19 protein-coding genes and 3 tRNA genes are annotated in these 17,035 nt (G+C 65.9%); 12 read left to right on the forward strand and 10 right to left on the reverse strand.

Features of this window, described 5'->3' with window-relative positions; all coding sequences use genetic code 11:
• Position 1: 1 nt before the first annotated feature.
• The 4 genes from AC3A6I_RS11295 to AC3A6I_RS11310 form a co-directional block, all read right to left on the reverse strand.
• The gene (locus AC3A6I_RS11295; protein ID WP_487543796.1) at positions 2-1,075 is read right to left on the reverse strand and encodes an ABC transporter ATP-binding protein; all 1,074 of its coding nucleotides are present in this window, start codon (positions 1,073-1,075) and stop codon (positions 2-4) included.
• 8 nt (positions 1,076-1,083) lie between these two features.
• On the reverse strand, positions 1,084-1,986 hold the full coding sequence (locus AC3A6I_RS11300) for a carbohydrate ABC transporter permease (protein ID WP_487543797.1): 903 nt from the start codon (positions 1,984-1,986) through the stop codon (positions 1,084-1,086).
• Positions 1,983-2,930 (reverse strand): carbohydrate ABC transporter permease, encoded by a 948-nt coding sequence (locus AC3A6I_RS11305; protein ID WP_487543798.1) that lies wholly within the window; start codon positions 2,928-2,930, stop codon positions 1,983-1,985. The genes AC3A6I_RS11300 and AC3A6I_RS11305 overlap by 4 nt, the downstream gene beginning before the upstream one ends.
• Before the next feature lie 79 nt (positions 2,931-3,009).
• Complete coding sequence (locus AC3A6I_RS11310) at positions 3,010-4,260, reverse strand: ABC transporter substrate-binding protein (RefSeq protein WP_487543799.1); 1,251 nt, start codon at positions 4,258-4,260, stop codon at positions 3,010-3,012.
• 236 nt (positions 4,261-4,496) lie between these two features.
• Here AC3A6I_RS11310 and AC3A6I_RS11315 point away from each other — a divergent pair, with 236 nt between their 5' ends.
• The 3 genes from AC3A6I_RS11315 to AC3A6I_RS11325 all read left to right on the forward strand — a co-directional run bounded on the left by AC3A6I_RS11315 (position 4,497) and on the right by AC3A6I_RS11325 (position 6,527).
• Positions 4,497-5,522 (forward strand): LacI family DNA-binding transcriptional regulator, encoded by a 1,026-nt coding sequence (locus AC3A6I_RS11315; protein WP_487543800.1) that lies wholly within the window; start codon positions 4,497-4,499, stop codon positions 5,520-5,522.
• 64 nt (positions 5,523-5,586) lie between these two features.
• Positions 5,587-5,662: transfer RNA gene (locus tag AC3A6I_RS11320), tRNA-Arg, on the forward strand.
• Between the two features lie 49 nt (positions 5,663-5,711).
• Entirely contained in the window at positions 5,712-6,527 is an 816-nt protein-coding gene (locus tag AC3A6I_RS11325) for a YdcF family protein (RefSeq protein ID WP_487543801.1), read from the forward strand.
• Between the two features lie 85 nt (positions 6,528-6,612).
• On the opposite strand, the gene AC3A6I_RS11330 is transcribed toward AC3A6I_RS11325, so the two are convergent.
• Positions 6,613-7,089, reverse strand: coding sequence for an ArsR/SmtB family transcription factor (locus tag AC3A6I_RS11330; RefSeq protein ID WP_487543802.1), 477 nt, complete (start codon positions 7,087-7,089; stop codon positions 6,613-6,615).
• A gap of 143 nt (positions 7,090-7,232) precedes the next feature.
• On the opposite strand from AC3A6I_RS11330, the gene trhA reads away from it, so the two are divergent.
• Positions 7,233-7,922 carry a PAQR family membrane homeostasis protein TrhA gene (gene trhA, locus AC3A6I_RS11335; RefSeq protein ID WP_487543803.1) on the forward strand — a complete coding sequence of 230 codons (690 nt, stop codon included), beginning with the start codon at positions 7,233-7,235 and terminating at the stop codon, positions 7,920-7,922.
• On the opposite strand, the gene AC3A6I_RS11340 is transcribed toward trhA, so the two are convergent.
• Positions 7,906-8,364: a DUF192 domain-containing protein gene (locus AC3A6I_RS11340; RefSeq protein WP_487543804.1), complete on the reverse strand. Its 459-nt coding sequence runs from the start codon at positions 8,362-8,364 to the stop codon at positions 7,906-7,908. The two genes, trhA and AC3A6I_RS11340, sit on opposite strands and share 17 nt — an antisense overlap.
• A 320-nt stretch (positions 8,365-8,684) precedes the next feature.
• The gene (locus tag AC3A6I_RS11345; RefSeq protein WP_487543805.1) at positions 8,685-9,296 is read right to left on the reverse strand and encodes a cold-shock protein; all 612 of its coding nucleotides are present in this window, start codon (positions 9,294-9,296) and stop codon (positions 8,685-8,687) included.
• A 248-nt stretch (positions 9,297-9,544) separates the two neighbouring features.
• On the opposite strand from AC3A6I_RS11345, the gene AC3A6I_RS11350 reads away from it, so the two are divergent.
• The 7 genes from AC3A6I_RS11350 (at position 9,545) to AC3A6I_RS11380 (ending at position 13,220) form a co-directional block, all read left to right on the forward strand.
• The gene (locus AC3A6I_RS11350) at positions 9,545-9,964 is read left to right on the forward strand and encodes a VOC family protein (protein ID WP_487543806.1); all 420 of its coding nucleotides are present in this window, start codon (positions 9,545-9,547) and stop codon (positions 9,962-9,964) included.
• A 127-nt stretch (positions 9,965-10,091) separates the two neighbouring features.
• Positions 10,092-10,547: a YcbK family protein gene (locus AC3A6I_RS11355; RefSeq protein ID WP_487543807.1), complete on the forward strand. Its 456-nt coding sequence runs from the start codon at positions 10,092-10,094 to the stop codon at positions 10,545-10,547.
• Positions 10,548-10,616: 69 nt separating this feature from the next.
• Positions 10,617-10,691: transfer RNA gene (locus tag AC3A6I_RS11360), tRNA-Glu, on the forward strand.
• Positions 10,692-10,750: 59 nt separating this feature from the next.
• Positions 10,751-10,825: transfer RNA gene (locus tag AC3A6I_RS11365), tRNA-Glu, on the forward strand.
• A gap of 145 nt (positions 10,826-10,970) precedes the next feature.
• The gene (locus AC3A6I_RS11370; RefSeq protein ID WP_487543808.1) at positions 10,971-11,885 is read left to right on the forward strand and encodes a DMT family transporter; all 915 of its coding nucleotides are present in this window, start codon (positions 10,971-10,973) and stop codon (positions 11,883-11,885) included.
• Positions 11,882-12,556, forward strand: coding sequence for a class I SAM-dependent methyltransferase (locus AC3A6I_RS11375; RefSeq protein WP_487543809.1), 675 nt, complete (start codon positions 11,882-11,884; stop codon positions 12,554-12,556). The genes AC3A6I_RS11370 and AC3A6I_RS11375 overlap by 4 nt, the downstream gene beginning before the upstream one ends.
• A complete protein-coding gene (locus AC3A6I_RS11380; protein ID WP_487543810.1) occupies positions 12,546-13,220 on the forward strand; it encodes an SGNH/GDSL hydrolase family protein in 675 nt (224 codons plus the stop codon). Before AC3A6I_RS11375 ends, AC3A6I_RS11380 begins: the two co-directional genes overlap by 11 nt.
• Here the strand turns inward: AC3A6I_RS11380 and AC3A6I_RS11385 are convergent.
• The 3 genes from AC3A6I_RS11385 to AC3A6I_RS11395 all read right to left on the reverse strand — a co-directional run bounded on the left by AC3A6I_RS11385 (position 13,217) and on the right by AC3A6I_RS11395 (position 16,081).
• Positions 13,217-14,041: a metallophosphoesterase family protein gene (locus AC3A6I_RS11385; protein ID WP_487543811.1), complete on the reverse strand. Its 825-nt coding sequence runs from the start codon at positions 14,039-14,041 to the stop codon at positions 13,217-13,219. The genes AC3A6I_RS11380 and AC3A6I_RS11385 overlap by 4 nt on opposite strands.
• Positions 14,042-14,075: 34 nt before the next feature.
• Positions 14,076-15,059, reverse strand: a complete 984-nt coding sequence (locus AC3A6I_RS11390) for a Gfo/Idh/MocA family protein (protein ID WP_487543812.1) — start codon at positions 15,057-15,059, stop codon at positions 14,076-14,078.
• 71 nt (positions 15,060-15,130) lie between these two features.
• Entirely contained in the window at positions 15,131-16,081 is a 951-nt protein-coding gene (locus AC3A6I_RS11395) for a transglutaminase family protein (protein WP_487543813.1), read from the reverse strand.
• A 109-nt stretch (positions 16,082-16,190) separates the two neighbouring features.
• Here AC3A6I_RS11395 and AC3A6I_RS11400 point away from each other — a divergent pair, with 109 nt between their 5' ends.
• Entirely contained in the window at positions 16,191-17,021 is an 831-nt protein-coding gene (locus AC3A6I_RS11400; RefSeq protein WP_487543814.1) for a transglutaminase-like domain-containing protein, read from the forward strand.
• Positions 17,022-17,035: the final 14 nt, after the last annotated feature.

Below are 17,035 nucleotides of genomic sequence, written 5' to 3' on the forward strand. Positions count from 1 at the left end.
GTCAGATGCGCTCGCCGCTCTGCGCGTTGAACACCGACCCGCGGGCCGGATCGAAGCCGATCAGCACCTTCTGCCCGGGCTCGAGATGGACCTCGGCTGCGGCGCGGAAGGTCAGCTGCTGGCCGCCAACCTTGGTCCAGGCCACGGTATCGGCGCCCATCGGTTCGACGATCTCGATCTCGCTTTCGATCTGGAACGGCATGCGGCGGGCGTCCTCCCCGACGACCACATGCTCGGGGCGGATGCCCAGCACCGCACCGCCCTCGGCCTTGCCCGCGAAGGCATAGTTGGCGAGCGGAATGGTGGTGCCCGACACGTTGATCGCGCCGGCGTTGAGATCGCCGTTGAGGAAGTTCATCGACGGCGAGCCGATAAAGCCCGCGACGAACAGGTTCCTGGGCTTGTTGTAGATGGTGTGCGGATCATCGAGCTGCTGGATGACGCCGTTGCGCATGATGGCGATACGGTCGGCCAGCGTCATCGCCTCGATCTGGTCGTGCGTGACGTAGATCATGGTGTTCTTGAGCCGCTGGTGCAGGCGCTTGATCTCGACGCGCAGGTCGTTGCGCAGCTTGGCATCGAGGTTCGACAGCGGTTCGTCGAACAGGAACACGTCGACGTCGCGCACCAGCGCTCGGCCGATGGCGACGCGCTGGCGCTGGCCGCCCGAGAGCTCGACCGGCTTGCGCTGCAGCAGCGGCTGGATCTGCAGGATCTCGGAGGCCCGCTTCACGCGCGTCTCGATCTCGGCCCTGGGCATGCCCGCGACGCGCAGGCCGAAGCTCAGGTTCTTTTCCACCGTCATCTGCGGATAGAGCGCATAGGACTGGAACACCATGCCGATGCCGCGGTCCTTGGGCTCCTCCCAGGTGACGTTCTTGCCCGAGATGTGGATCTGCCCGTCGGAGACGTCGAGCAGGCCGGCGATGCAGTTGAGCAGCGTGGACTTGCCGCAGCCCGAGGGCCCGAGCAGCACGATGAACTCGCCGCGGGCGACTTCGAGATCCAGCTTCTCGAGCACCTTCACGGGGCCGAAGTTGAGGCTGAGATCGCGGATGGAAACACTAGACGTCATTGGAGGATTTACCCCTTCACCGCGCCGGCAGCGATGCCGCGGACGAACCACTTACCGGACACGAAATAAACGATCAGCGGCACCGCGCCGGTAAGCACCGTCGCCGCCATGTTGGTGCTGTATTCGACCGTGCCGGTCGAGGTGCGCACGATGTTGTTGAGCTGGACCGTCATCGGCATGTTCTCGCGGCCGGCGAACACCAGGCCGAAGATGAAGTCGTTCCAGATGCCGGTGACCTGCAGGATGACCGCTACGATGGTGATCGGCACCGACATGGGCAGCATCACCGAAAAGAAGATACGCCAGAACCCTGCCCCGTCGACGCGCGCCGCCTTGAACAGCTCGCCCGGAAGCGAAGCGAAGAAGTTGCGGAACAACAGCGTCAGGATCGGCATGCCGAAGATGGTGTGGACGATCACGATGCCGGGCAGCGTACCGAACAGGCCGACGCGGCTGAGCGCGAAGATGATCGGATAGACCAGCACCTGGAACGGCACGAAGGCGCCGAACACGAGGATGCCGAACAGCAGCTCCGAGCCCTTGAAGCGCCAGAAGCTGAGCGCGTAGCCGTTGACCATGGCGAGGATGATCGAGACCGGCACCGACAGCGCGGTGATCTTCACCGAGTTGAAGAAGCCGGGCTGGAGGCCGAAGCAGTCGCGACCCGTGCAGGCCGAACTCCAGGCTTTCACCCAGTAGTCGAAGGTCGGCTGCATCGGCAGCGCGAAGATGTTGCCGCCGCGAATCTCGTTCATCGACTTCATCGACGTCATCAGCATGACGATGAGCGGAACGAGGAAGAACAACGCCGCGATGATCAGGAAGGCATAGATGCCGACGCGGGCGGGCGTCAGGCGTTTGGGCTTGGGGCCGGTCGGCTCCATGCCGGCAGTGGCGACTGCGGAACTCATGTGGTGCTCACCTTGCGCGCAGCACGCCAGCGGAAGAACGCCTGGATCAGGATCAGCGCCAGGATCGGCAGCAGCATGCAGGTTGCTGCGGCCATGCCCTGCGCCACGTTGCGCGAGTTGATGTTGTCGATGACGTAGGTAGCCGGCATCTGCGTGGAGATGCCCGGACCACCGCCGGTCATGGCGATGACGATGTCGAAGGTGCGCACGACGTTGACGACGAGCAGGATCGAGGCCGTCGCGACGGCGCCGCGCATCATCGGGATGACGATCGAGATGTAAGTGCGCCAGGTCGGGATGCCGTCGATCTTGGCGGCCTTCCAGATTTCCTCGTCGACACCACGGAGGCCGGCCAGCAGGATCGCCATGGTGACGCCTACGCCGTTCCACACCGACGCGACGATCATGCCGAGCAGCGCGGTATCGCCGCTGGCGAGCGGGGCGAACGTGAAGTCGGGATAGCCGAGGCTGCGCACGAAGGCTTGGAGGCCCCAGATCGGATCGAGCATCAATTGCCAGACCAGACCCGTGATCACCGCCGACAGCGCGAAGGGGTAGAGGAAGATGGTGCGGAACGCGTCTTCGCCGCGAATGCGCTGGTCCATCGCCACCGCGAGCAGGAAGCCGACGCCGAGGCAGAGCGCGATATGGCCGAAGCCGTAGAACCAGATGTTCTCGACCGACTGCAGCCAGCGCGGCGTCGACCACAGCACCTGATACTGTCGCAGCCCGACGAAATCGATGTTGATGAGGAAGAACTTGGTGTTGGTGAAACTCAACACCACCGTGAAGGCGATGCCGATGACGAAGACGCCGAGCGCCACGATGGTCATCGGCAGGGTACCGACGATCGCCGGCAGTTTGCCGAGGAGTTTTCGGCGGTTGGCCCTGGATTTGAGCTGGCCCGTGGTCAGGCCCTGCTCATCGGCAACAGTAATGGTCACGCCTCAATTCCTCGAAGACATGCAACAGAAATGGAAACGGCGGCCCAGCATAGCCGGGCCGCCGCGCTTTCGACACACCTTACTCGGCGTTCTGCAGCAGCTGCACGAACTGCGCCTGGGCCGCTTCCGGGGTGGTGGCAGCGTTGTAGATCAGGTCCGAGAAGATGGCGTTCTGGGCCGTAGCGAAGGCCTCGTTGCGCCACACGTTCTGGTCCGGAACCACCGCGCCGTCCTTGCCGAGCACGGAGATGGCGAGCTTCATGCAGTCATTGGCGAGCGACAGGTCGACGTCGTCGCGGATCGGAGCTGAACCCTTGGCGGTGTTGAACAGCGCCTGCACGGTCGGGTTCACCATCATCGAGGCCAGCGACAGCTGGGCGCGCTCGACTTCCGGATCGTTCTGCTTGAAGAACACGAAGATGTCGCCACCGATACGGACATTGGTGGGCTCGGGAAGCAGAGGCCCGAGCGAGCAGGCATAGTCGACGCCCGGCTTCTCGCCGGCGACCTGGAACTCACCCTGAGCCCAGTCGCCCATGACCTGCAGGGCCGCCTCGTCGGAGATCACCAGCGAAGTCGTGTCGCTCCACGAGCGGTTCGGCGAACCGGCATCGGCGTAGGAACCGAGGGTCTTCAGATCGGTGAAGGCCTTGAGCACTTCCGGGCCGCCGGCCAGGTCGAGATCCTTGTCCTTCCAGATCTTTTCGACCTTCTCGGCGCCCAGCTGGGCGAGGATCAGGCCGTTGGCCAGCGTCGAGATCTGCCAGCCGCCGCCGTCACCGCCGACGGCGAACGGGATGACGCCGGCATCCTTCAGCTTGGGCAGGTCGGCGATGTACTCGTCCCAGGTGGTCGGGACCGGCAGACCGGCCTTTTCGAACGCCGGGATCGAGATCCAGGCCCAGTTGTTCATGTGGATGTTGACCGGAACGCACCACCACTTGCCGTCGATCTTGCACGGAGCAACGGTATCGGCGGGACGGATGAAATTGTCCCAGCCTTCCTGCTCGGCGAGCGGCGTCAGATCCAGCAGCAGGCCGGCCGCGATCAGTTCTTCATACTGACGGCCCGGGTTGAACTGCGCGGCATCCGGCGGATCGCCGCCCAGCGCGCGCTGCATGATCGCGGCACGGGCGGTTTCGCCCAGCGCGATCGCGTTGTCGACCCACTTGTCGCCGGTCTTGTCGAACTCGTTCGCGAAGACCGACACGGCCGCCTGCTCGCCGCCCGAAGTCCACCAGTGGATGACTTCGACGTCAGCGGCGCGAACAGCCGTGCTGCCAAGCAGGGCGGCGGCCGCAACGGCCACCACCGACACGAAAGATTTCATAATGTAGTCCTCCCAACGTTCACCAGAGGAGCGGTTGCCCCCTTGCGAAATTTCATCGGCGGTGCAGGACCCCATCTTTTTGGATGCAGTCTCCGCCGATTGCGTGTAATCGATTTCATCGGCGCTTGCAGAACCTGATGCAATCGATTGCAGGGACTTTCCGACATTCCTTGCCGGACTGTCAAGAACGAATTAGACAGAAGTAGCAGGCGGCGCCGAGGGAGAACCGCCCGACAATGAACACGTCGAGAAAAACACCGACAATTCAAGATGTTGCGCGACACGCCAATGTGTCCGCAGCCACTGTCAGCCGTGTGCTGAGTGCCCCCGAACGAGTGTCCGAGACGACCCGCGAGCGGGTTCACGCCGCGGTGCGCGAAACGGGCTACACCATCAACCAGGCAGCCCGCTCCCTACGCCTAAAGGCCGCCCGCACGATTCTGATGGCGGCCCCCAATATCGGCAATCCGTACTATTCGACCATCGTCGATGCGGTGATCAGCGAGGCCTCCGAACGGGGCTACAGCGTGATGGTGGCCTCGAGCATCGGCGACGATCCGAACCTGTGGCTGCGCGACTATCTGCTCTCGACGCGCGCCGACGGGCTGCTGCTGTTCGACGGCTCGCTCGATACCAACCGACTGCACGGCATCGGCCAGGCCGGCATCGCCCTCCCCCTCGTCGCCGCCTATGACGAGCTGCCCGATGCCAAGATCAACTCGGTAATCACCGACAACCGCGCCGCGGCCAAGCGCGCCGTGCAGCACCTGGTCGCCCTCGGGCATCGACGCATCGGCCATATCAGCGTGCCCTCGCGCAACCAGAACCCGCATGAACGGCTGCTCGGCTACCGCGAGGCCATGGCCGAGGCGGGCCTCGAGATCCGTCCCGAATGGGTGGCGATGGGCGCCTACAACATGCCCTCGGGCCAGTCGGCCGCCGATGCCATCCTCGCCTCGGGCGAACTGCCCACTGCGATTTTTGCCGCCACCGACGAAATGGCCATCGGCTTCATTCACCGCGCGCGGCAGGCGGGCATCGAGTGCCCGCGTGACATCTCGCTGATCGGCTTCGACGATATCGCGGTCGCCGAATATTTCGACCCGCCGCTCACTACCATGCGCCAGCCCCGCGAAAAGATCGGCCGCATGGCGACGCGCACGCTGATCGACATCATCGAGGGTATCGCCTCCGAGAACGAGCCGATCCACGTGGTGCTGACCTCCGACCTGATCGTGCGCGAGAGCACGGAGGCGATCTGAGCATCCTTGTATGTCGCCGCTCCGGGACTGACATTTGCCCGGCTTTGCGCTACATCGCGCTCACGGCCTCGTAGCTCAGGGGATAGAGCAGCAGCCTTCTAAGCTGTTGGTCGGAGGTTCGAATCCTCCCGAGGTCGCCAGCCTTTCTCGGCATCCGCCCATTTGCTGCCACGGCGCGGCAATGGCAGGGTGGCGGCCCCGTCGGAGGTCCCTGCCCTGTTCCCGTACTTCACCCGCATCTTCTGGTTGCTGGCGCAACCGCTGTCGCTCGTCCTGCTGCTGCTTGTGCTTGGCCTGCTGCTGAGCTGGCTGAGGCGGCGCTGGCCGGCGCGGGTGGCGATCGCGGCGGCGTTGCTGCTGCTCCTCGTGTGCAGCTTCACCACCTTCGGCTACCTGCTGATCACTCCGCTCGAGCAGCGTTTTGCCCGGCCGCCTGAGCCGGCCCGGATCGATGGGATCGTGGTGTTGGGCGGCGCCATGGATGGGGAGGTGAACGACGTGCGCGGCGGCTGGGAGCTGAACCGGTCGGGCGACCGGTTCGTGGAAACACTGCGGCTGGCACAGCGACATCCCGAAGCGCGGGTGCTGATCGCCGGCGGACAACCGGCGCTGGTCGCGCAGGAAGCGGAAGCGCTGGCCGGCAAGCGCTTCTTCGAGGCCTTCGGCATAGCGGCCGACCGCATCCTCATCGACGACAGGTCGCGCAATACCGAGGAGAATGCGCAGTTCGCCAGGGCCGTGGCCGGCACGACCGATGGCCAGACCTGGCTGCTGGTCACCTCGGCCTTCCATATGCCGCGCTCGGTCGGCCTGTTTCGCCGGGCGGACCTCGCCGTCGTGCCGTGGCCAGCGGACTATCTCGCCAGCGGCAGCGAAGGCATCCGCTTCAAGCCCGATCAATCGCCCGAAAACATGGCTGTCGCCACGATCGCGCTGCGCGAGTGGGCCGGGCTCGCCGGCTATTATCTCACCGGCCGGATCGATGAGTTGGTGCCCGGGCCCTAGGCCACACCGCGACATCTCAGGATCGGCCCCGCCCGACGGCGGGATGACGCGGTGGTAGTGGATGGCGTTACGCCAGCCGATGACCCTAGAGATCGAAGAAGGATAGCTGCGGCGGCGCTTGGGCGGGCGCGGTCGGCGGTATGACGATTGGGGCTTCGGCAGGTTTGACGCGAACTGATACGGACTTCGTCTTTGCCAGCGGCCTGGGTGCAGCCACCGGTTCGACTGCTTTGACGATGATCGGCTCGGGTGCGACGACCGGCGCGACGGCTTTCTTCGCGGCCTTCGCCTTGGCCGCGGGTTTGGCCGCGTGCTTCTCGATCCACCCTGCCCCGAGCTTCAGCGGCTCGCGCGTGAACGAATAGACGTTCTCGCGCCCCTGCTTGATCTCGGTGACCAAGCCCGCCTCCTTGAGCACGCGCAGGTGCCGCGAGATGGCGGGACGGCTGATATCGAAGGCGGCGGCGAGCTCGTGCACCGGGCGCGCTTTTTCGTGCAGCAGCTCCAGCACGCGCAGCCGGGTCGGATCGGCCAAAGCCGAGTAGAGCTCGGGGAGACTCATTTCGCGTTCCCAAACAAGGCGATGGCCGGACGTTTGTAACAACTGCGTTACGTGTCAAGCACCCACACCGCCGAATTGCTTGACTATGACAGTCCGATGACGGGATTGTCACAGCTTATTCAATTTGAGGGATCGCCGCGCCTGTGACGACCGAGACGACCATTGCCCGCACCTGGTGGACCCGCGGCCGCCCGTTCACCCTGCCCGAGCTGATCGCCGACGGCATCGTGCATGGCATCGGCATCATCGTGGCCGTTGCGCTGGGCGCCGTGCTGCTGGCCTTCGCCGGCTTCGAGACCGCGCCGGACGAGCTGCCGGCGCTGGTACTCTATGTCGGAAGCCTGTTGACCGTCCTGGGCGTGTCGCTGGCGTTCAATCTCTGCCCGATCACCGCGCCGGCCAAGCGGACGCTGGCCCGGCTCGACCAGGCGGCGATCTTCCTGTTCATCGCCGGCACCTATACGCCCTTCCTCGTACTGCTGGGCGCGACACCGTCCGCCATCGTGATGGGCCTGCTGATCTGGGTCGCAGCGCTCACCGGCATGGCGCTGAAACTGTTCGTGCCACACAGGTTCGGACGCGGAGCCATCGTGCTCTATCTCGGCATCGGCTGGAGCGGCGTGTTCGTGTTCCAGGCGCTGGCCGCGCACCTGCCGGGCACGGCGCTGTGGCTGCTGGTGGCCGGCGGCGTCTGCTACAGCGTCGGACTGATCTTCCATTTGTGGGAGCGGCTGAGCTTCCACAATGCGCTCTGGCACGGCTTCGTCGTCGCCGGCGCGAGCCTCCACCTCGTCGCGGTGCTCGACTGCATGGTGATCAGCCGGCTGGCTTGATCCGTGGGTGGACGACGGTGTCGCCCGGCTTGAGCCCCAGCTCCACCGAACGGCCGCCCGGGATTTCGAGCACGAACATCACCGGCCCGTCCGACGGAATACCCGTCGGATCCTGCGGGATGGCGTTGACGTGGATATTGGCCACCACCCCGTCGGCGCGGATGAACACCATGTCGAGCGGGATGAAGGTGTTGCGCATCCAGAACGAGACCGGCCGGCTCTCCTTGAAATCGAACAGCATGCCGGCGTCGGGCGCCAGCGACTGCACGAACATCAGCCCGCGGGCCCGCGATTCCGGGGTATCGACGACCTCGACGGTGAAGGTGTGATCGCCATTTGCGGACTTGATCACCAGCTGGCTGTCATCGGCCGAGCAGGCGGCGAGCGGCATGACGACCAGCGCCAGCAGCGCGGCCTGGATGAGCTTGAGCAGTTTGAGCATGGGAACCCGCGGAAACGAAACGCCCGGGACCATAACCGGGCGATCGCGGCGCGTGTAGGGCGAAAAAGGTTTTGGCGCGCGGCGTCGGTGGGGTGGCCGCTCGACTAACGTGCGCCCTCACCACCGGACGTCACCACTGCCGGAGCAGGGTCAACGCGCAGCCCGCGCTGTTGGAGAGGTAGATCCCTGCTTTCGCAGGGATGACAGCTGGTGGGTGGGCGGCGCCCCTGCCCCAAACCGTGGGAGCGTTGGCCGGACCATCTCAGGATGGATCCCGGCCTTCGCCGGGATGACCCTGTGGCGAAGAGAGGCCTAGTGCCTCAGTGCGAGGACGGGGCGTCGCCCCAGCCGTCGGGGCGGATCTCGGCGACCATCAGGCCCTTGGGGCCATTGCCGTACCGCACGAGCACATACTGGCCGGGGCGGAGCTCGGTGATGCCGAAGCGGCGCAGCGTTTCCATGTGCACGAAAATGTCGGGCGTGCCCTCGCCGGCCGACAGGAAGCCGAAGCCGCGAATGCGGTTGAACCACTTCACCTCGAGCCGCTCGAGCTTGCTGGTCGGCTCGACGGCCACATGGGTGCGCGGCGGCGGCAACTGCGCCGGATGCCTGGCGGTCGATTCGTCCATCGAAACGATGCGGAAGGCCTGCAACCCCCCGGGACGGGCCAAAGCCTCGACCACGATACGGGCGCCCTCGTAAGCGGTCTGGTAGCCGTCGCGCCTGAGGCAGGTGACATGTAGCAGCACATCGGGGCGGCCATCATCGGGGACGATGAAGCCAAATCCCTTGGCGACGTCGAACCACTTGATGGTGCCGACGATCTCGATGACATCGAGCCCGCTATCGGCGCCGCTCTGCTGGCCCAAGTCGTGACGATCCTCGGAGCGTGCTCCGGCATCGTCGCCCTCGGCTGAATACTTGGCCCCCATGCCAATAAGCCTCTTCGTACTCGCCCCGCCGCAAGACGGGGTACGCTACAAGACCGCTTCACTCTGTCCGATTCATTGCCGGAAGTTAAGAAGCGTTTACCATTTTCTCTGCCTTTTCCACCCACCACGGCGGCAGTGCTGCGGCGGACACTAGTGCGCATGGCGCAGTTGCCCCACCTGCCCCTCGCCCCTAGAGTGCGCCCGCTTTCGGCCGGGGCTCCTCCGGCCATCTACGAGGAGGTCTCCCGTTGAAATACCTGCACACCATGGTTCGCGTCACCGATGTCGATGCGTCGCTGCGCTTCTATCGCGACGGCCTCGGGCTCGAGGAAATCCGCCGCACCGAGAACGAGAAGGGCCGCTACACGCTGATCTTCCTCGCCCCTCCCGGCCAGCATGAAACCCCGGTCGAGCTCACCTATAACTGGGACCCCGAGGTCTATACGGGCGGGCGCAATTTCGGCCACCTCGCCTATGAGGTCGATGACATCTACGCCTTCTGCAAGCACATGCAGGACATGGGCTACACCATCAATCGCCCGCCTCGCGACGGCAACATGGCCTTCGTGCGCTCGCCCGACAACATCTCGGTCGAAATCCTGCAGAAGGGCTCGCCCCTGCCGCCGGCCGAGCCGTGGGTGTCGATGCCCAATACCGGCGCCTGGTAACGGCTCGCTAACCACGCGGCTTAGCCGCCGGTTAGCCAAGCCTATGTAGCTTTCCCGACAACGAGGCCGGCCGGGCAAGGGCCGGTCTCGACCATACCGGATCCGACAGGTCGGGGATCAGAACTACATGCTACGTCTCGTCGCTGCGCTGTGGTGCGCAACGCTCCTGTCCGGCTGCTTCTTCCTCGGCGGTGGCGGCGGCGCCTCCTACAATGGCTTCGTCGTCCGCAACGGCATGTACCTGTCGTCCTGGGACGTGGACAATTCTTGCGTCAATCCCAAGCTCAAGGGCGTGATCGGCTCGTTCGAGCGCCGCTTCGGCAAGAAGATCGTCGTAAACTCGGCCTATCGCGATCCGATCCGCAACATTATCGGCGGCGGCGTCGATTCCAGCATGCACATGAAGTGCCTGGCGGTGGATTTCTTCATCCCCGGCGTGCCCAAGAGCCAGCTCATCGCCTTCGCCAAATCCAACCGCGACGTCGGCGGGCTCGGCTGCTATCCGGGGCGTAACTTCATCCATGTCGACGTGCGCGACCGTCCGCGCGGCTGGAACAAGCCGGTGACCTTCTCAGGCTGCTGAAACCTTCCACAGCCCGGAAAATGGCTCTTGCCAGCTTGGGTGAACCCCCCTATAGGGACCACCACCGCGGCGCCCTTCGTCTATCGGTTAGGACGGCACCCTTTCACGGTGCAGAGAGGGGTTCGACTCCCCTAGGGCGCGCCACTTCCTCCACATGGGGTAGTGTTGACGTGGTTGGCGTAGATCGCCATAAGAGTTCCGCCGCGCCCTTCGTCTAGCGGTCAGGACACCGCCCTCTCACGGCGGGAACAGGGGTTCGATTCCCCTAGGGCGCGCCACTCTCCTTCCCCAACATCGCTGCAGACCATCCTTCCACCTGATGGAAGCAGACCATTGGTGACTGGCGCGGGCGGTGGGCGGCGGCTACACCGGGAGCGTCGGAGCTGGCGCGTGGACTGGCGGACGAGTGGGATCTTCGCTGGCATGAGCAGCCTCGCAGCCGATGACATCAGGCACATCCATCCCCTTGCGGCGATCTACGCGCTGCTGGTGGCGGGCATCTTCACGCTGATCTTCGTGTCGGGGCGCATTGTCGGCGACCTCGCCTCGCCGCTGCAGATCATGTTCCTGCGCTATGTCGGCGGCTTTCTCACCATCGTCGTGGTCGCGCTGCTGCGCGGCGAAACCTGGCGCACGTTGAAGAGCCCCAAACCGATGCGCCATGTCTGGCGCGCCCTTACCGGCGGGCTCGGTGGCGCCACGATCATCTACGGCAACACGCAGATTCCGGTCGTCGACGTCACTGCCATCTCGCAGCTGAGCCCGGTGTTTCTGATCCTGCTCGGCATCTCGGTGCTGGGCGAGCGCATGACCGGGGTGCGGCTCGCGGCCGTCGCGATCAGCCTCGCCGGGGCGGTGGTGATCGTCCTGTCGCGCGGCGCCTTCTCCGCGGCTGATGCGAGTTACCTGGTGCCCATGCTGGTGGTGGTTGCCGGCAGCTTCCTGCTCGCGCTCGAGGGACTGTTCATCAAGATCCTGTCCGCCACGGACCGGCCGCTGGTAACGCTGGCCAGCGTGAATTTCCTGGGCATGATGATCCTGCTTGTCCCTGCCCTCCTCACCTGGCGCTCGGCCGGCTGGGTGAACCTGGCGCTGCTCGGGCTTGGGCCGCTCGCCATCTTCGGGCAATATCTCAATATCCGGGCCAACATGCTGGCGCGGGTGTCGGCGCTGGCGCCGTTGTCCTATTCCTCGCTGGTATTCGCCGCCCTCGTCGGCTGGCTGCTGTTTGCCGAGTTGCCCAATGAAGGCGTGGTGGCGGGGGCCGTCATCATCGTGATCGGCGGGCTGGTGCTGGCCCTTGCCGGCCGCCGCCTGTCCGGGAGGAGGATCGCATGACAAATACCTTCGGCGCGCAGCACGCGGCCTCCTATGTGGAGGGCCCGCCGCGGCAGGTTCCTGGGCATGCCGGCCTGCTGCGCATGACCACCATGCTGCTGGCCGAGCGCGTGCCGGTCGACGGACGCGTGCTGGTGCTCGGAGCCGGCGGCGGGCTGGAGTTACGCGCCTTCGCCGAGGCGCACCCGGGCTGGCGGTTCGATGGCGTCGATCCCTCGGCCGACATGCTGCGGCTGGCCGCGCAGACGGCCGGTGCTCATGCCGACCGGATTGCGCTCCATGAAGGCTATATCGATGCGGCGCCCGAAGGGCCGTTCGACGGCGCGACCAGCATCCTGACCTTCCACTTCATTCCGCGCGAGCAACGGCTGCCGACGCTGCAGCAGATCCGGCGGCGGCTGAGGCCCGGTGCGCCGTTCGTGCTGGCGCATGTCAGCTTCCCGCAGACCGAGCCCGAGCGTTCCGCCTTCATCGCCCGCCATGTCGCCTTCGGCGCACGCGACGGTGCCGATCCGGCGAGCCTCGAGCTCGCACGGCAGGCCATAGGCACTCGGCTGAGCATCCTCGCTCCGGAAGAGGAAGAAGCTATGCTCCGCGATGCGGGGTTCGGCGGGATCAGCCTGTTCTACGCGGGCTTCAGCTTTCGGGGCTGGGTGGCCTATGCCGGCTAGGCTATGGCTCGCGGTGACGGCAGTCGCGGCGGCGATCGTCGTGCTGCTGGCGCTGCCCGTCATAGTGCCGGACCGGCGCACCCCGAGCACGCTGCCGATCGCCGCCTGGGGCGACAGCCTGACCGCGGGAGCAGGCGCGGGCAGCACGCTCAGCTACCCCAGGCTCGCGAGCGCCATGTTCGTGCCGCCGCGCGTCGTATCCGTGCACGGTTTTGGCGGGGAGACCTCGACCGAGGTCAGGACGCGCATGCTGGCTGCATCGGCGACCGAGCGTGGCGAAGTCACCTGGATCTGGGTTGGCCGCAACAACTACGACGAGCCACAGATCGTGCTCGCCGACATCGCGCAGATGGTCGCCGCGCTGGGTCACGATCGCTATCTCGTCGGCGCGATCATCAACGGCAACTATGCCGTCGAACGCGCCGGCACGCCAGGCTATGCACAGTTGCTGGCCCTGAACGCGCGGCTCAAGGACACCTATGGCAGCCGCTTCGTCGACCTGCGCGCGGCGCTCATCGCCGCCGCCTCTCCGGACGATGCCGAGGACGTGCGCGCCGACATCGTGCCGCGCTCGCTCCGCTACGACAACATCCACCTCAATGCCGCGGGCTACCAGGTGGTCGCCACGGCAATGCATGATGCCGCCGTACGGCTTGGCTTCTAGCGCGGCGGGCCCCCTGCCCGCGCCGTCGCGATGAAGCGCGGCTCGCCCATGGCCGGTATGCGTACGGCGGTGAGGCGTCCGGTGGCGAAGGCGGCGGTATCGACGCAGATGCGGGCCGGCGTCACCACCGGTTCGCTACCGGGAGTGTGCCCGTGGACGACGACCACGCCGTCGGCTACCCGAGCGGTGCTGAGGAAGGGCTCGCGGATCCAGATCAGGTCGGCGTCGTTCTGCCGTGTGACCGGCACGCCGGGCGCGAGGCCAGCATGAACGAAGGCGTAGCCCGGCACGGTCAGCAGGGTCGGCAGGTTGGCGAGAAGCTCGCGGTGCTCGATGGGCATCAGCGCTTCGAGGGTGGCGGCGGCCGGCAGCGCGCCGCGCCGGGCAACCAGCGGATCAGCGCCATAGGAGGCGAGCGTCGCCTCGGCGCCGAAATCGAGCCAGGATTCGCCGCGCCGGGGCGAGGCGAGGAAATCGAGCAGCGCCTGCTCGTGGTTGCCGCACAGCGCGATGCGGCGAAATCCGGCCGGCGGCGGTTCGAGCAGATGGTCGAGCACCTGCGCGCTACTCGGCCCACGATCGACATAGTCGCCCAGCATCACCAACAGCTTATCACCGGGGGTGTCGGCAGCATCCTCGGCGATCAGCCGTTCGAGCTCGACCAGTTCCGCCAGGCACCCATGCACGTCGCCGATCGCGTAGATCAGTGCCGGCCGTTCGGCGAGTTCGATGCGAGGCCGGCCCGGGACAGGATCGGGTCGGCCGAACAGGCTGGTCAGCACGCGCAGGACGATTTTGGTGTGGCTCCTCGTTGGTGCCATAGTGCCGCCTGCGCCGTTGCCCGGCAACTGCCGCCTATTCGGTGGGATAACGCAGCCCGATCTGCGCCCGGATCTCGTCGAGGCAGGCCATGATGGCGACACTCTCGGCGGGCGGCAGGATCGTGCCCGCGGTCTCACCGGCGGCGACCAGCCGCTCGAGCTCGGCGGCCTGGTACTGCATGCCGCGCCCGGTGACGTTGGACGTGTAGTGCTCGACCAGTTCGTCCTTGCCCTTGTAGTGGCGGAAGCTGGTCGGGGTGTACCAGACCGTGTCGATCTCGATGCGCCCGTCGGTGCCGTGGATGGTGGCGATGTTGCGCCCGGCCGTGTCGCTGGCCGAGATCGTCATGGCGATGGCGCCATCGGGATAGGTGAACATCGTGGCGACGGTGCCGTCGGCGCCGGTGTCCTTGAACCGCGCCCTGGCGACGATCGTCTCGGGCTTGCCGAGCACATCGAACACGAACGAGATCGGATAGATGCCGAGATCGAGCAATGCACCGCCGCCCAGCTCCAGCGCGTTGAGACGATGCTTGGGATCGTCCGGCAGGTCCTGCACATGCTCGGCGACCACCGAGCGGATTTCGCCCAGCGCGCCGGAGGCGAGGATTTCGCGGATGCGCAGCATGTGCGGCAGGAAGCGCGTCCACATCGCTTCGAGCACGACGAGGCCCTTGCTGGCCGCAAGGTCGACGAGGTCCTGCGCTTCGCGGGCGTTGACGGTGAAGGCCTTCTCGATCAGCACGTGCTTGCCATGCTCGAGCGCCAGCTTCGCGTTGGCGTGATGCATCGGGTGCGGGGTCGCGACATAAATCGCATCAATCTCGGGATCGGCACACAGCGCCTCGTAGCTGCCGTGGACCCCGCCTATGCCGAAGCGGGCGGCGAAAGCATCGGCGCCAGCCTGCGAGCGCGAGCCGACGGCGGTCACCGTGTGGCCGTGCTGCTGCAGGTCCTGCACGAATTTCGACGCGATGCCACCCGTCGCCAGAATGCCCCACCTCACCTTGCCGGCCATCGCGATGCTCCTCTCGTTTGACGCGAGCGGAGGTGTAAGCGATTGGCGCATAAGTGCAACCGGGCAGAAGGCTAAGGCCGCGGCTGATCCAGCGCCGCCACGTTGGCGTTGCGTACGCGCCGGCCGGCCGCCGCGACATCGGGCACCGCGCCGCCCCCTGCGGTGACGTTCACCTGCACCGCCATGCCGCGATAGTCGGCGCGATCGCCGATGAAGCTGCCGCTGAGCGGACGTGCCTGTCTCGGCTCCCGGGCGACGCCGACGCGGATCAGGTCCCTGCTGCCGACAATGCCGTTGGTGGGATCGAACTCGACCCAGCCCGCGCCAGGCAGGAACACCTGCACCCAGGCATGGGTAGCGCCGCCACCGCGCAGCACGCCGCCAGCATCGCGCGAAGGCGAATAGATGTAGCCGGTGACGAAGCGCGCCGCCAAGCCGAGCGCCCGGCAGGCCTCGATCATCAGCAGCGCGTAGTCGCGACAGGTGCCCGAGCGCAGGGTCAGCGTATGGAGTGGCAACTGCGTGCCCGGCTCGTTGCGCCGCACATAGGTGAGGCTCTCGCGAATGCCGGTGGTCATGGTCATCAGCAGGTGCCCGGTCTCGGTCTCGCGCCCGGCGCGGGTGAATTTGCGGGCGAAAGCCTCGACCTCGGGCGCCGGGTGATGCGGCCGCATATAGGCGGCAAGATCGGGCAGGCACTCCTCGTCATACTCGAACGGCCACAACTTGGCGCGCGGCTCGGTCTCGAAGCGCGGCACCATGTGCGGGGTATGGTCGAGCACGATATTGGTCTCGAACCGCAGCTCGGTCGCCCTCACATCCGGAAACTGGGCGATGGTGATGCAGTTGCCGAACACGTCGTGGATCCAGTGCAGTTCAGCCTCGGGCGACACCTTGACGTCGGCGCGCAGCATGCGCTGGTCGTGACTATCGCGCGGCCGAAACAGTAGCTTGTGCGGCCCGAAGCGAACCGGCCTGGCATAGGCATAGCTGGTGACGTGACGCACATTGAGGATGGTCATAGGGCGATCCGGCCGGACGTGGATACCCGAAAAACCGGTGCCGAACCCGATTGGTTCCGGAACCCGGCGAGGCCCCTGCGAATTGAGCGCACATTCAAGGGGCAAGCACATGCGCTTTTCGGTCGGCTGCCAGCTGCAATACGACGTCGTCAGCGAGACGACGCTTATCCTCAATATCGAGGCCCAGCGCGCTGGCGGCCAGGTGTTGACTGGCGAGGCCTATGACGGCCCGGCCGGCGACGTGCACGAGGTCCCCGAGACCGGCAACCGCTATCGCCGTATGGTGCTGCCGCCGGGTACGCACCTGATCAGCTACAGGGCCGAAGTGGACACTCAGCCCCATGTGATCGGCGACACCGAGAGCTTGGACGAAGTGCCGATCGCCGCCCTGCCCTTCGACGTGCTGCCGCACCTCGCCCCATCGCGCTACTGCCAGTCCGACCGGCTGGCGCGTTTTGCCTGGCGGCAGTTCGGCTCCCTCCCGGCCGGGCACGAGCGCGTACAGGCGGTCTGCAACTGGATCTTCGAGAATGTCGATTATGTCGAAGGCTCGAGCGACAGCCTCACTTCGGCCTATGAGACCTTCACCTCGCGCGCCGGCGTCTGCCGCGATTTCGCCCACCTGGGCATCACGCTGGTTCGCGCTCTGGGCATCCCGGCCCGCTTCGTCTCGGCCTATGCGCTGGAACTCGTGCCGCAGGACTTCCACGCCGTGTTCGAGGCCTATCTGGGCGGGCGCTGGTACCTGTTTGACGCCACGCGGCTCTGTCCGATCGACGGCATCGTCAAGATTGCCGTCGGGCGCGACGCCGCCGACACAGCCTTTGCCACCTATTACGGTCAGCTCGACGGCCCGCCCAAGGTGGTGACCGTGGAGAAGCTGGAGGAGGCGCCGCCACGGGACTGGACCGTCGACGCGGTGAGCATCTCCACGCACTGATTTCACTTAATCAA

Source organism: Devosia sp. Soil_C_22 (assembly GCF_057657195.1).